Annotated in this window: 13 protein-coding genes and 1 pseudogene; 4 read left to right on the top strand and 10 right to left on the bottom strand. The window is 56.5% G+C overall.

Annotated elements, in window-relative coordinates; genetic code table 11:
- Window positions 1-3: 3 nt before the first annotated feature.
- From uvrC to AZE99_RS05795, 6 genes and pseudogenes are all read right to left on the bottom strand, one after another.
- Window positions 4-1941: an excinuclease ABC subunit UvrC gene (uvrC, locus tag AZE99_RS05820; RefSeq protein ID WP_067198825.1), complete on the bottom strand. Its 1938-nt coding sequence runs from the start codon at window positions 1939-1941 to the stop codon at window positions 4-6.
- A 141-nt stretch (window positions 1942-2082) separates the two neighbouring features.
- A complete protein-coding gene (locus AZE99_RS05815) occupies window positions 2083-2613 on the bottom strand; it encodes a F0F1 ATP synthase subunit B family protein (RefSeq protein ID WP_067198823.1) in 531 nt (176 codons plus the stop codon).
- Between the two features lie 20 nt (window positions 2614-2633).
- Window positions 2634-3119 carry a F0F1 ATP synthase subunit B family protein gene (locus tag AZE99_RS05810; protein WP_067198821.1) on the bottom strand — a complete coding sequence of 162 codons (486 nt, stop codon included), beginning with the start codon at window positions 3117-3119 and terminating at the stop codon, window positions 2634-2636.
- 174 nt (window positions 3120-3293) lie between these two features.
- Window positions 3294-3512 (bottom strand): annotated as a pseudogene (locus AZE99_RS05805) (F0F1 ATP synthase subunit C); the annotation flags it as partial.
- 39 nt (window positions 3513-3551) lie between these two features.
- Window positions 3552-4304, bottom strand: coding sequence for a F0F1 ATP synthase subunit A (locus AZE99_RS05800; protein ID WP_197460262.1), 753 nt, complete (start codon window positions 4302-4304; stop codon window positions 3552-3554).
- Between the two features lie 45 nt (window positions 4305-4349).
- Window positions 4350-4697 (bottom strand): AtpZ/AtpI family protein, encoded by a 348-nt coding sequence (locus AZE99_RS05795; RefSeq protein WP_067198818.1) that lies wholly within the window; start codon window positions 4695-4697, stop codon window positions 4350-4352.
- A 304-nt stretch (window positions 4698-5001) separates the two neighbouring features.
- Between AZE99_RS05795 and AZE99_RS05790 the strand changes: the two genes are divergently transcribed.
- Genes AZE99_RS05790 through AZE99_RS16270 form a run of 3 tightly spaced genes read left to right on the top strand, consistent with a single transcriptional unit; the run spans window position 5002 to window position 8434 of the window.
- On the top strand, window positions 5002-5970 hold the full coding sequence (locus AZE99_RS05790) for a cation diffusion facilitator family transporter (RefSeq protein ID WP_067198816.1): 969 nt from the start codon (window positions 5002-5004) through the stop codon (window positions 5968-5970).
- 48 nt (window positions 5971-6018) lie between these two features.
- Window positions 6019-7035, top strand: a complete 1017-nt coding sequence (locus AZE99_RS05785; RefSeq protein ID WP_197460261.1) for a zinc transporter ZntB — start codon at window positions 6019-6021, stop codon at window positions 7033-7035.
- Between the two features lie 4 nt (window positions 7036-7039).
- On the top strand, window positions 7040-8434 hold the full coding sequence (locus tag AZE99_RS16270; protein ID WP_067198812.1) for a mechanosensitive ion channel family protein: 1395 nt from the start codon (window positions 7040-7042) through the stop codon (window positions 8432-8434).
- A 37-nt stretch (window positions 8435-8471) separates the two neighbouring features.
- On the opposite strand, the gene AZE99_RS05775 is transcribed toward AZE99_RS16270, so the two are convergent.
- Genes AZE99_RS05775 through AZE99_RS05765 form a run of 3 tightly spaced genes read right to left on the bottom strand, consistent with a single transcriptional unit; the run spans window position 8472 to window position 12278 of the window.
- Window positions 8472-8867: a YdbL family protein gene (locus tag AZE99_RS05775; protein WP_067198810.1), complete on the bottom strand. Its 396-nt coding sequence runs from the start codon at window positions 8865-8867 to the stop codon at window positions 8472-8474.
- On the bottom strand, window positions 8867-9112 hold the full coding sequence (locus tag AZE99_RS05770) for a YnbE family lipoprotein (RefSeq protein ID WP_231862700.1): 246 nt from the start codon (window positions 9110-9112) through the stop codon (window positions 8867-8869). The genes AZE99_RS05775 and AZE99_RS05770 overlap by 1 nt, the downstream gene beginning before the upstream one ends.
- Before the next feature lie 22 nt (window positions 9113-9134).
- The gene (locus tag AZE99_RS05765; RefSeq protein ID WP_067198808.1) at window positions 9135-12278 is read right to left on the bottom strand and encodes an intermembrane phospholipid transport protein YdbH family protein; all 3144 of its coding nucleotides are present in this window, start codon (window positions 12276-12278) and stop codon (window positions 9135-9137) included.
- A gap of 149 nt (window positions 12279-12427) precedes the next feature.
- Here AZE99_RS05765 and radC point away from each other — a divergent pair, with 149 nt between their 5' ends.
- Window positions 12428-13132, top strand: coding sequence for a RadC family protein (radC, locus tag AZE99_RS05760; RefSeq protein WP_067198806.1), 705 nt, complete (start codon window positions 12428-12430; stop codon window positions 13130-13132).
- A 15-nt stretch (window positions 13133-13147) separates the two neighbouring features.
- Here radC and AZE99_RS05755 read toward each other — a convergent pair whose 3' ends face one another.
- Window positions 13148-14248 carry a 6-phosphofructokinase gene (locus tag AZE99_RS05755; protein WP_067198805.1) on the bottom strand — a complete coding sequence of 367 codons (1101 nt, stop codon included), beginning with the start codon at window positions 14246-14248 and terminating at the stop codon, window positions 13148-13150.
- Window positions 14249-14274 lie beyond the last annotated feature (26 nt).

Below are 14274 nucleotides of genomic sequence, written 5' to 3'. Positions count from 1 at the left end.
TCACTAGGCATGGAAATAGTCGTAGATTTTCTGCGCCACCGTTGCCGACACGCCTGGTGCGCCCTGCAGATCATCGAGCGAGGCGTTTTTCACCGCGCGCGCCGTGCCGAAATGCAGCAGCAGCGCCTTTTTCCGGGCCGGGCCGATGCCGGGAACGTCATCCAGCGAACTATGGCCGACAGATTTCGCTCTCCGGGTCCGGTGCGCACCGATCGCGAAGCGATGGGCTTCATCGCGCAGACGCTGGAGATAGAAGAGCACGGGGCTGTTCATCGGCAGGTTGATCTGGCGGCCGTCCGGTAAGTGGAACGTCTCGCGCCCCGCGTTCCGGTCTGGCCCCTTGGACACGCCGATCATCACCACATCCTCGACCCCGATTTCGGACAGAGCGCCTCGCGCCGCGCTCATCTGCCCCTTGCCGCCATCGATCAGCACCAGATCCGGCCACTCGCCCTTGTCGCGATCCGGATCTTCCTTTTGCGCGCGGGAGAAACGCCGCTCGAGCACTTCGCGCATCATCGCAAAATCATCGCCGGGCGCGATATCAGGATTTTTGATATTGAACTTTCGATAGGCGTTCTTGCGGAAACCCTCGGGGCCGGCCACGACCATGCCGCCGACCATATTCGTCCCCTGAATATGGCTGTTATCATAGATTTCGATGCGATCCGGCACCGCATCCAGCTCCAGCAGATCAACCATTTCGCGCATGATCTTCGCCTGGGTAGAGGTTTCCGCCAGACGCCGGTCGAGCGCCTCTTCGGCGTTGCGGCTGGCCTGCTCCAGCAATTTACGCCGATCCCCGCGCTGCGGCCTGGATACGCTCACCTTATAGTCCGCCTTGGTGCTCAGCGCTTCGGCCAGCAAATCCGCATCCGGTAAGTCGCGGTCGAGCAACACCAGCTTCGGCGGCGGCATCTGGTCGTAAAATTGCATCAGGAAGCTGGAAAAAACTTCCTCTATCTCGACATTGGTCGTGTGCGCCGGGAAGAAGCTGCGATGGCCCCAGTTCTGCCCGCCACGAATGAAGAAGGCCTGGATACAGACAGTGGAACCCTTCGCCGCCAGCGCAAAAATATCGGCGTCCGGCAGGCCAGCTGCATTGATCGCCTGACTGCCCTGGATGAAGGTCAGCGCCCTCAGCCGGTCTCGGTAAACCGCCGCCATTTCGAAATCGAGAGCCTCGGACGCCTTTTCCATCGCGCCGCCGAGCTTGTTCTGCACGTCGGTCGATTTGCCGCACAGAAAATCGCGCGCATCCTCGACCAGCTCGGCATAGTCGTCCTTGCCGATCCGGTCGACACAGGGCGCTGAGCAGCGTTTGATCTGATAGAGCAGACAGGGCCGCGAGCGGTTGTTGAAAAAGCTGTCGGTACAGCTGCGCAACAGAAACAGTTTCTGCAGCGCGTTGATCGTCCGGTTGACCGATCCGGCGCTGGCAAAGGGGCCGAAATATTGTCCCTTGGTCCGCTGCGCCCCCCGATGTTTGGTGATCCGTGGAAAATCATGATCGTCGCGCAGCAGGATGAAAGGAAAGCTCTTATCATCGCGCAACAGGACATTGTAAGCCGGGCGGAATTTCTTGATCAGCTGTGCTTCGAGCAACAATGCCTCGGCTTCGCTGCCGGTGGTGACAATGGTCATCGAACGGGTTTGCGCGACCATCCGCATCAAGCGCTGCGGCAGCCGGTTCATCTGGACATAGGCACCGACGCGGGCCTTTAGCGACCGCGCCTTGCCGACATAGAGAACGTCACCGCGCTTGTCCTGCATCCGGTAGACGCCTGGCCGTGTCGGCAGCGTGTTCAACACCTCGCGGACAGCTGCCATCCCGGCTTCGAGATCGGGGGTATCGCCCTCCCCGCGCACCGCATAGGTTGCCTTATCCTCGTTGAAACGGGATGCGGCATTGGGATGGTCGGGACGCTCGGCTTTGGACATGGGGCTTATCTAAGCGTGCATGGGGTGCAATGCCAGAATCAATCGTTCCGCCATTCCCGCAAGCGCGGGATTAGCGGAACGATGATCTGAAAATTCAGTTGATAAACACGGCGCCCCTGCTTGCGCTGGGTGGCCGGTGACTTAATTCAGCGTTTTGCCGATATCGCCAATAGCCTTGTCAATCAAAGCCTTGTCCGCAGTTGCATCGTGACGCGCAGCGATCAGGGTTTGCGCTGCCTGGGTTGCTGCCGATGCAGCCTTGGCGCGAACTTCCGCTACGGCAGAACGTTCTGCTGCGCCGATTTTCTCTTCCGCCATTTTCTTCCGGCGAGCGACCAGTGCTTTGGTATCGGCCTCTGCCTGCATGACCAGAGTAGCGGCCTCTTTTTCAGCATTTTCCATCAGCGCTTCGACTTCTGCCTGAGCACCGGCGGTCTTGGCTTCATATTCGGCTTTCAGAGCTTCGGCTTCCTTACGCAGGTTGGCCGCTTCATCGAGCGTTCTTTTAATCTCGGCGATCTGATTGTCGAGCATTCCGCCGACAATCTTGGGAACTTTCATCCACAACATGATCGCGAATACGACCAGCACGCCGACCGCTACCCAGAATGTCGGATCCGCGAACGGACCCGCGGCTCCTGCGCCCTCTGCCAACATCGTCAATAGCATCATCTATCTCCTTCAGCAGGCGCTCAGAAAGCGGCCTTGACCGCCTTTTTTGCATCGGTTGCAGTAACCTTGGCACCGGAAACCGTCTTCACGATGGCTTGTGCCGCTTCCGCTGCCACGGCCTCAATTTCCTTGAGCGCATTGCTCTTGGCTGTCTTCAGGGCGAGATCCGCTTCATCGGCTTTTTTGCCAATCGCGGCATCCGCGCGCTTGACGGCTGCCTCATTCTTTTTCGTCGCAAGCGCTCTGGCTTCGCTGACCTTGGCAACCGCATCGGCCCGCGCATCATCGATACTGGCTCGATAGTCGGCTTCGATCTGCTCGGCCTTGTTCTGCCCGGCCTGCGCCGCAGCGAGGTCGTCGGAAATCCGTTTTTGACGGTCATCGACGGTTTTGCTGATCTTCGGCACCATATTTCTGGCAATGCCGAAATAGATTATGCCAATGACGATCAGCAACCAGAAAAACTGGCTGCCGTAGACTTCCATAAGCTGACTAATTTGAGGCATTATTCACCTGATGTTTCGAAAAGCAAAATCGGCAAGTTAGAGCGGGTCGGCAACGCCAACCCGCTCTGATGATTATTCTGCTGGTGCAGCTGCCGGTGCTTCTACTGCAGCTGGCGCGTCGACCGCTGCAGCTTCCACTGCAACGACTTCAACCGAATTGTCAGCTGGTGGAGCGTAAAGGATCATCATTGCAACGGCAAAGGCGATCAGACCAAGCAATTCAGCAGCAGCAAAGCCGATGAACAGACGACCCTGCTGGCCGTCAGCCGCAGATGGGTTACGCAAAGCGCCTTCGAGGAAGGAAGCGAAGACGTTACCAACACCAGCAGCAGAAACTCCGATACCGATGGCAGCAAGGCCAGCGCCGATTACTTGTGCAGAAGCGAGATTCATTTTTAAACTCCGTATTGTGAAACTAGGATTGAAAGTGACTTAGTGAAGATTTTCCGCATCATTGATGTACAATGTTGTGAGCAGAGCGAAAACATAGGCTTGAATGGCACAGACCAGAAGTTCCAGCGCACTGACGAAGGCGATGAAGATGATGCTGAGAAGCGCGATACCCCAGCTGGCACCGCCTGCGTCAATAGCCTGAACGACAAAGCTCGCGAACACCTTGATCAGGATATGGCCAGCGATCATCGCAACAAACAGTCGCAGCGCGAGGCTGAACGGGCGAACGAGGAAGGAAAGCACTTCGACCATGAAAATCAGCGGAATCATCGGTACCGGCGTGCCATGGGGAATGAACAGGCTGAAAAATTTAAAGCCATGTTTCCAGAAGCCCACAATCAGCACGATCGAAAAGCTGATCGCTGCCAACAGGCCGGTAACCGTGAACTGGCTGGTAACGGTGAACGGATGAACACCGGGAATGATACCAAAGGGCATCATGCCGAGCAGGTTCGAAAATAGAATGAACATGAACAGGGTGAAGATCCAGGGCGTATATTTCTTGCCATTGGGACCGATGCTGTTGAGGATGAGATTGTCGATAAATCCGACAATACCCTCAACCATGACCTGCCAGCGACCGGGAACGAGCTCGCGCTTCATACCGCCGATCATGAATACATAAAGCAGGCCAAGGACAAGAAACATCCAAAGCGCGCTGTTGGTGAAATTGATCTGCTGACCAAATAAAGTGAAGCCATCAAAGATGGGCTGCACTTCGAATTGGTGCATAGGATCAATTTTGCCTTCGGTAGCCACTAATTTAACCCCTGATCGTCAATCATCATCTGTTATCGCCGTTCCGATATCGTCTACCGGCTGGCTCGCAATCACATAAATTTTCCTGAACGCTACTCCCGTTCCGAGGAAGAAGAATAGCAACAGGAACAATGGCGTCGTTCCCAACCAGGTGTCGAAAATCCACCCAATCAAAAAACCGGCAGCCACGCCTCCAATTAAATAGCTTAGCACCCTTGCGCCGAGCCCCTGACTTTCGTCTGGCCCCTTGCTCCGGTGCCCCGCTTTGATCCGCTCTCTATTCTGCGCCGATTCCAGCCGCTCTTCCAGCGATGAAACCCGCACATCCTCTTCGAGGGGATCCTGATCAGATTCGCTTACTGCCATTACAACCCCTTAAAAAGCCCCGAAGAGCGCCAAAAAGAGCCATAAACAACAGCAGGCCGACCCGCCAAGGCGCGGTCCGTTTAGGAAAGCAGCGAGCCCAAGTCAACAGCAATGCTGCAACGCAGAAATTACATGGATTAAGCGGGCAAATTCGAGAGACATTCAGGCCGGCATTCGGACAAAAAAAGGCGCTGCGGAACGATCGGGAGAATGGCCCGGAGGGACCTTTCGTCATCGGCCATTTTCTTGACGCGAGACAGATTGTGGTGGAAGGCTGCCTGCACAAGGCAAGGGAGCCGCGTTTATGGCATCAGGTTCGAAGACGGTTATTTACGCGGCATTGGCTGGCAACAGCCTGATTGCCGTTTCCAAATTTGTGGCGGCTTCCGTCACCGGCAGCTCCGCCATGTTCAGCGAAGGCGTCCATTCGGTTGTCGACAGCGGCAACCAGCTATTGATTCTGTTCGGCCTTAAACGCGCCGTACGTCCGCCTGATGAGAAACATCCATTCGGCTATGGCATGGAATTATATTTCTGGACCTTCGTGGTGGCGATATTGATCTTCGCGGTTGGTGCCGGAATTTCCATCTACGAAGGCGTGCAAAGTCTTTACAATCCGCACCCGGTGGAATCGCCAATATGGTCTTACGCGGTTCTGGGCTTGGCGATGCTATTCGAAGGCGCGGCCTGGTGGGTAGCCTTTCGGGAATTCCGGCGCACGCGAGGGGACCAGTCCTGGTATGCGGCCGTGCGCAACTCAAAGGACCCGACGGTTTTCACGATCCTGTTCGAGGACAGCGCCGCAATGGCGGGATTGATCATCGCATTTGCCGGCATATTCGCCTCACAATATTTCAATATGCCGATACTCGATGGCATTGCGTCGATTTGCATCGGCGTTGTTCTGGCCTTTGTCGCGTTGCTACTGGCTTATGAAAGCAAGGGCCTGCTGATTGGCGAAGGCGCTTCCCCGGAAGTGGTCGCCGGGATCCGCGCTGTGGTGTCCGATGACAAGAGGATCACCGGGCTCAATGAAATATTGACCATGCATATGGGGCCGGAAGATATATTGCTGGCAGCCAGTGTCGATTTTGATGACAGTTTGACCGCCGACAAGGTCGAACAGGCGATTACCGATTTTGAAAAGACGATCAAACACGAATTTCCGCAAGTGAAGCGGATATTCATCGAGGCACAAAGCTGGCGCCAGCATCATGCTACGGCAATCGCTGCCGGCGAAATGAGTTCGCAGCGACCGCCCGATGGAAAATAATCAGGGCGACGCAAAATGAAAGGGCCAGATCGCAAGCAGGAGCAGCCAGTGAATAGCAAAGCCGTGATAAATTCCCGCGTGCATGACATCGAACCGGAAGACGGGCTGTTGTTCGGATGCATATTGGACGGCAAAGGCGGCGGAAGACTGTGCGATTGGGCGGAAATCGAAGCGACCGACACCGAAAAAAATCCGCTCTGGCTCCATCTCGACAATGTTTCTGAGCGGGCGGAAACATGGTTGCGCGAAAAATCCGGGATCCCTGCCCCCGTGGTCGGTGCCTTGCTGGCCAAGGAGTCACGCCCCCGCAGCCTGCGGGTTGACGACGGGCTGCTGGTGATCCTGCGCGGCGTCAATCTCAACGAAGGTGCCGAACCCGAGGACATGGTTGCCCTGCGCATGTGGGTGGAGCCAAAGCGGATCATCACGGTGCGCTACGAGAGGCTGATGACACCCCGCGATGTGCTTTCAGAGATTGTCGATGGCGCGCATGGGGCCGAAACGACTGCCGATCTGTTCGTTGCTCTTTCGGAGCGACTGTCCCTGAAAATCAACGATGTCATTATCGAACTGGAAGACCGGCTCGATGCCTTGGAAGCGCAGGTTGATACCGAACAACCAACCAGATTGCGTAGCAAAATCGCCGAATCGCGCCAGGATACTGTGGCTTTGCGCCGTTATTTGTCTCCGCAACGTGAAGCGCTGGCCAATTTGCAATATGATGCACCGGACTGGCTCACGCCCAGTCACCGCATGGCATTGCGGGAAACCGCCGACCGGACGCTGCGCTATCTGGAAGATCTGGATGCGGCGCGCGACCGGGCGATCGTGGTGCTGGACGAACTGGCCAACAAAATGGCGGAATCGATGAACCGGACGATGTACGCCTTGTCCATTGTCGCCGCCATTTTCCTGCCGCTCAGTTTTCTGACCGGGTTGCTCGGCATCAATGTCGGCGGCATGCCCGGGGTGAACAGCAATGTGGCGTTCTGGATCACCTGCGCCATCATGACGATATTGATGGTCACCGAAGTTTACGTACTCCGGCGCCTGAAATGGATATGAAAATATGATCGTGCACTTTCTTGCCCTAGCGAATACCATACCGGACATAACCGATGTCCCGTCGATTCAGGATATCGGCGAAGGCTTTCGCGACATCAGCACGTTTTTTTCCTCCTTCTTACTGCGCATGCAGGCGGAGCTGCTGTCAGGCACAATCTGGTTGCAGCTGGGCGGGATCGTTGTCGCGCTCGCGCTCGGCTTCATTTTTACCCGCATATTACGGGCCGCGACCGGCGGCTTCTTTGCCGATCTGGCTGAGAGTTTTCGCGGCGGAAAATATGAAGCCGTCTCGGCTACGCTGGTCTTTCCGCTCATTGCTTCCACGATTATCTGGCTGATCATCTCGGGCTTCGCCGGACGCGGCATTCCGGTGGACTATATGCGGATAGTCGGCGCGGCGCTCGTCGCAACGCTCATCATTCGCACCTTCGCCCTGACCAGCCGTGATCCGTTGTGGCGCTGGACGATCATCGTTCTGACAATAATCGGGGCACTGCTGGTGGTGGTGCGCCTGTTCACGCCGCTGATCGAATTTATCGACAGTCTTGTATTACCGTTGGGCGAGGATCTTTCCCTCCTCGATATATTCAAGGTTCTGGTGATCGCGGTTGCGCTTGTTTGGGGTGCCTCCTTTTTCTCCCGCCTCATTGAAACGCGGCTGAGCAAGTCCGAGCGAATGACCCCCTCGGTCCGCGGGCTGTTCGGTCAACTGGTCCGCATCTTGATGATCGGCATCGCCATTTTCATCGCGCTCAACATGATCGGCATCGACCTCACCGCATTCGCCGTGTTCACCGGCGCTCTCGGTGTCGGCATCGGCTTTGGCCTGCAGTCGATTTTCTCCAATTTCGTCGCCGGCATCATCATCATTCTCGAAAAAACGCTCAAGGTCGGAGATTTTGTCGATCTGGAAAGCGGCATCACCGGCGAAGTGCGGGAAATCAACGTCCGCAGCACCCTGATCACCACCAACGACAATATCGACATGCTGGTCCCCAATTCGGAATTCATCAACAAACGGGTGATCAACTGGACCTTGCGGGAAGCCAAGCGCCGCATGCACGTGCCAGTCGGCGTCGCCTATGGAACCGACAAGGATCTGGTTAAAAAGGCGATATTGGAAGCGGCCGACAATGTCGAATTCACCCTGAAGGGCTTCAAGAACCGCAAGCCTGATGTCTGGCTGGTCGGATTTGGCGACAGCAGCCTTGATTTCGAACTGATCGTCTGGCTGACCGACGAAGCGACCAAGAAGCCGGGCAAGGTTCATGCGACCTATTGCTGGGAGATTGAAACGGCGCTGAGCAAATATGGCATCGCCATCCCCTTCCCTCAGCGCGACCTGCATCTGGTCAGCGGGTCATTCGGCAATGAAAAAGAAAAAGGCGCGCCAGACTAGCTGGCACGCCTTCCCGTCATTGATTTTATACTCTGGCTCAGGGGCAGCGAGAATCCCGCACCGGATCAGAACTGTCCCGCGTGTTCCAGGTCCCGGCCGGCGTCTGATATTTTTCACCAGCCGCGGTCCGCATGATCAGGTTGCAGCCCGAGGTGAAAGCGAACTGCTCGACCGTCGAATTGGTTTCCTGCGCCTTGCGGGTATAGGCCGCCTTGCGCTTGATATTGATATCCTCGACCAGCGCCTTGATCGCCGGTGAAGGCGACTTCACATAGCCAAGATAGCCATCAGGCTTTTCGCCAATCGCGCCCGACGACCGGGCCGCTTCATAGGCGGGATCGCGTTGCGCCATGACCGGTACAGCCACGACTGCGGTCAAAACCAGCCCGCCGATTACAGCCAAAGCCTTGTTTTTCTTTACATAGTCAAACATTAGAAAATATCCGCTTCTTGGTTGATCAGGTCTTTTGCATCACCGTCGAGGCGATACACCACTTCCTGCTTGATATTGATATTGAGATTGATGACAATCGGTTTGTCCGGGGCAGTGACCTGCACGCAGGCGGCAAGCCCTGTCAATATTCCCAACATCAAACCGGCAGTGGTTAAACTCCTCATATTGCGACGAATCGCACCATAAGATCGATCCGTCAATTGACTTGTCTGATAAAGCATCATCGCTTTCCCCCGGCTGAATGGACTATTCATCTTCTTCGAGAACCTTCACTGCTGCCTTTGCCCGGGCCTCCTGCGCCCGCAACAGCGCTGGCAGATTCTGGCCGACCAATATTTCCGGTTCATAATAGGATTTTGCGCTGCTCATCAATTGCATGAACGGTGCCTGGATGCGGACGTTGAACTGGATCGGGATGCGAGCCAGCTGTTTGGTGATGAAATTGCGGCTCGCATCATCGCCCTGCTGCAACCCGTCAAATTTAACCTGGGTGATGATTTCGCCTGCGATATCACCGTCCATGCCAATGGTCAGATTACGATATTTGATCGATTTGAGCGCATTGAAGGCAAAGTTCGCCATGGTGCCCATATCTTCATAGGTCAGTTCCCCGACATAGGCGAGCGTACCACCGCCGTCGCGCGCCACCAGATAGCCGCCGACAATCCGGCCGCCATCCTGATCAAAGACCATCGGCAGCTTGCCATCAAACACACCGGTCGCGGTCATATTCTCGAAATCAAACTGAGTCAGGAACTGCGCGGCATCAACGCCTTCGACGGTGAATTGCAGTCGCCGCTCGGCTTCTTCGCTCAAATCCAATATGGTCGGCTCAAGATATAATTTGCCACCGGCAAAAGGCCATTCTCCCGCTTCCACCTGCAATTTAAAGTCCGGAAGCAGGCGGTAGCGAATTTGCCCGTTGAACACGGCAATACCGGGATTGACTTCGGAAAGACTTACAATCTGGCCCGGGCCGGTCTCCAGCGCGAGCAGATCGGAAAATTGAATTTCGCCAGCAAGGCCGGTCACCGGACCGAAAGCTGCCGCCAGATTCATGCCGTGGGTCTTGAACGTCCCGGTGCTCTTGATGCCATTTTCAGACGAATCCCAGTTGATCCGCCCCACCCCTGATATTTCCCCTTGGACATTGGCGATCACACCCAGGGTCAGCGGAGTCAGCTGCTCCGGCTGCAGGCGTTCATTGAACATCAGCGACTGGACGTCAATCAGCGCCCTGCCCACGCTGCTCTTCAAACTATGGACAATATCCACGGCAGCAATTTCAATCAGGGTATCGGGCTCGCGCAGCCAACCCGTTGCGGCAATATCATTGCCGTCGAAAGCCAGTTTGACGTCGTTGCTGATCAAGGGGCGAAAACGTTCCACCGGTTGCTCATCGCGGACCAGCAGACTGGCATCGGCCAGGAATTTGCCATTCTCATAACGCCAGTCGCCTTCGACCTTTTCCATCAAAAGCGGGACATTGGCGATCTTCCCGGAAGCACCTTCTATTCGTCCATTGATCGTGCTTCCGAAAGCTGCGCTCAGCATCGCCATATCGAAACTGGTCATACTGTCAGCAGTGCCCAGCCTGATACCGACATTTTGCGCCGTCAGACCTTTCGCCAGGGAAAAACCCAGCGCGCCGCTCGTAATCACCAGCGGCATGTTGCCGACAGCGCCGTTCAGCTTGAGCGAGGGCGCATTGGCCGCGATATTCACTCCCGATCCGCTGCCGGTCACAATGGCATTGCCCTGCGGACACAAGCGCGCGCTGGTCGGCCCGGCGCGCAAGGAAGCGGTGCGCAGGCTGGCAAATTGCAGGTTGATACACTGGCGGAACAGCGCGAAATCGCCATTCCTGCTGACATTTCCGCTGACCGGCACCTGCAGCCCGGTAATCTGCCCGTCCCCGAGCGGTCCGGTCAGGATGATCCGCCCGTCGATATTGGTGCCGCCCTGTTTCGTCGGTGAAAAAGCCAGTGCCGGAATCTTCAGCTGTGCCGAACCGACCTGATAATTGGCCATTTCCAGCCGGCCGGAAAATCCGCGAGACAGGCTGCCGTCGTCGAGCAGCAATTTGGCGCTGGGAAAACCACCGCCGGCAAGCTGAATGGGACCGTCGGCGAGCATCCTGATATTCTTGTCGGTAAAGGCCAATAGCATTGGCTCACTCAGTGTCAGCGTGGCGCCAGAGCGCGAGCGCGCGCCGAGTTCATTGAGCGAGAGCGTTGTCCGGTCGGCGGTCTTGGAAAATTTTATATCGCTGGATATATCGAACTGGTTTCCGGCCTGCTGAACGGCTTTCGCCAGCCGGTCCGCGATAGGACCTACCGGAGTCCCCGCGACGGAAGCAGACAGGCTCCCGGCCTGCCGCAAAAGATTTTGCGAAACCTGGGCACCGCGAATTTCCGGCTGACCAGTAAAGCTGGCCGTCATCTGCGCGCCGCCATAACCGACTTCAAATGGCCCCTTGATCTGAGAAACGGCGGCCTTGCCAAAAGGAGATTTCAAACCGCTGGCGGTCAGGTCGATATCGCCGCTGCTCTGTTTCAAGTCACCGGCCAGTTCCAGGCTCGCCTTGATTTCCTGACTGCTATAGTCGGCATAGCGCAACGGGCCACCGACCAGACCGACATTGCCGGACCAACTCGCCAGATCGACGCCGAGATCGACCGAGACTTGCGCTGCAAAATCATCCGCACTCAGATCAAGATCATCGCACGTGACAGAAGGCAGCCGCAAAGGACCCTCGAGATGCGGTTTCTTGCCGCGTATTGCCACTTCGCCAAAGAAGGTCGGTTTCCGGAGACCGCAGCCGCCCGCATTCAGGCTTCGGCTGATCGCCGCGATCTCTCCGCTGAAACCGTCGTGCAACTCGCCTTTACCATTGAGTGCCAGTCCAATGACGCCATAATCGCTGTCTATCCGAAGCTTCGCGTCGGCCAAACCCAGCCAGATATCCGGCAGTGCCAGCGGGCTGTCATCTTCCGGATCGGTAAATTTGTCGAGCTCGCCGAAGCTGAGCTTGCCATTTTCCATCCGCCCGAACAGCTTCACGCCGCTCGCGCTGACCCAGTTGATGCCGACTCCGCCCAGCGTCAGCGAGTTGCCGACCTCGACCAGGTCAGCGGTCAGATCCGGCCGCTCCGGATCACCGATGACCAGATTGCGAATGACCTGTTTGCGGAGCCCGATTTCCTCGATCTCATAAGTGGCCGCAACATCCATCTGTTCGAGCTGCGATTTGACCAAATTGTCGGCCAGTGTCGTCCGACTCACCCACAGGGCAATCAGGCCGAGCAGAATCAGAACAAGCAATATCCCGCCGAACAGTCGAAACCGGGAGCGGCGACCGACGGGGTCATTGGCGATTTCTTCTTCCATTGCAGGTGAAATGCAGAAGTCTGCATTAAGTTGCAATGTGCAAGTGTCTGAACCGACCAGTTTTTGCTGTCTGTTCGAGCATTGGACATTTTCGGTCTGTTTTTCGCTTATCAACACAGTTCTTGGTTTGTTCCGGCTATAAGCTGTCAATGACCACGGGATTTGAAATTCAGGCGGACGACCGCAAACACATCAGCGGTCATCGCGCTCGGCTTCGTCACCGCATATTGACTGGTCAGGGCCATGCCCTGCACGACCATGAACTGGTCGAATATCTGCTCGCACTGGCGATCCCGAGACGCGACACAAAACCTCTCGCCAAACAACTGATCGAGGAATTCGGAAGTTTTTCAGGCCTTCTGGTTACCGACACCGATGCGCTGAAGAATGTCCCCGGCATGGGCGAGACCAGCGTGGCTGCGCTGAAGATTGTGCAAATCGCCGCATTGCGCCTGATTTCGGAGCCGGTGCGGACCCAACCGATCTTGTCCAGCTGGCAGGCTCTGCTCGATTATTTGCGGGCCGATATGGCGCATTTGTCCCATGAACGGGTCCGGGTGCTGCATCTGAACAGCAAGAACCGGCTGATCCGGGATGAACTGGTTAGCGAGGGGTCGATTGATCAGGCGGCAATCTATACCCGCGAAGTCATCAAACGCGCGCTGGCCCTGGGATCAGCCGCAATCATCCTCGTCCACAATCATCCGAGCGGTGACAGCACTCCCAGCCGACAGGATATCGCGATTACAAAGGACATTTGTGACGCTGGCAGAACGCTTGGCATCGCTGTCCATGATCATGTCATCATTGGCATCAACGGTCACACGTCCCTGCGATCAAAGGGTTTGATCTAGCGAAACAGTTGCCGGTCAGTAGAGGAACATCGGCATGCCTTCGACCTGAATCAGGTTGGGGCGATATTGGGTGGCGTCATAGAGACCAGACACATTGACGCCCTTGGTGTCTTCCAGCAGCGTACCGATCGGCACGACGCCGTAATTGCCGTCGGTGAGGCAGACCATATTGGCCATCCGGTCCTGCTCGATCAGCTGCACCGCCAGCGCGCCAAAGGCAAAGCCGACCATCCGGTCCATCGCATCTGGTTCGCCGGCGCGCATCAGATAGGCCAGTTCCTGCACGATCGTCCGCTGATCGCTGCGCGCTTCGATCTCCCGCGCCAGCTGCGTGCCGATATTCAAACCTTCTCGGCTTGTATTCGACTTGTTGATTTCGTCGACATAATCCGTTCCACCCGATAATCTGGCCCCCTCGGACACCAGACATATCGCGTAGGATTCAGGATTGGCTTGCTTGTCATTGAGCAACAGCGGCAGCAGGACATCAATGTCCGCAGGAACTTCGGCAATCACCGTCCGGTCGGCCTGCGAGAGAAATCCGGATAGCAGCGCCGTTTCGCCAGATCGCCGGCCGAACAATTCGATCACCGCAATCCGTTCGTGGCTTGCCGCCGTGGTCCGCAACGAGTTGATCGCCTGCACCGAGCGGGTAACAGCAGTCGAGAAACCGATACAATAATCGGTACCATAGACATCATTGTCCATCGTCTTGGGAATCGAAATGACGTTGCGGCCGAGGCTCGACAGATAGGCCGAGAAACGTAGCGTGCCATCGCCGCCCATGGTGATCAGCACATCGACCTTTAGGGCGTCAAGCACGTCCAGCACCTTCTGGGTCTGGTCGCCCTGTTTGGTCGTGCGCGGATCGCAGCGGGAGCTGTGTAATATCGTGCCGCCCTGCCGGTCGATGCCGCGCACCCGGTCCTTGTCGAGCATCATCACGCTGTTTTCGCTGGCCCAAGGATTGGTCGGATTAATCTCGAGCACTCCTTCCCATCCCCGGCGCAATCCGACCACATCCCAGCCGCGCTGCCACGCCGATGTCGCAATCGACTGGATGCAGGGATTGAGGCCCGGGACATCGCCACCGCCGGTGAGTATAGCCAGACGCATTTTATTCTCCCTGTTTCTGCCGCTGC

Source organism: Sphingorhabdus sp. M41, assembly GCF_001586275.1.
In the GTDB taxonomy this organism is placed as follows: Bacteria; Pseudomonadota; Alphaproteobacteria; order Sphingomonadales; family Sphingomonadaceae; genus Parasphingorhabdus.
This window is presented reverse-complemented; position numbering and strand designations above follow the sequence as displayed.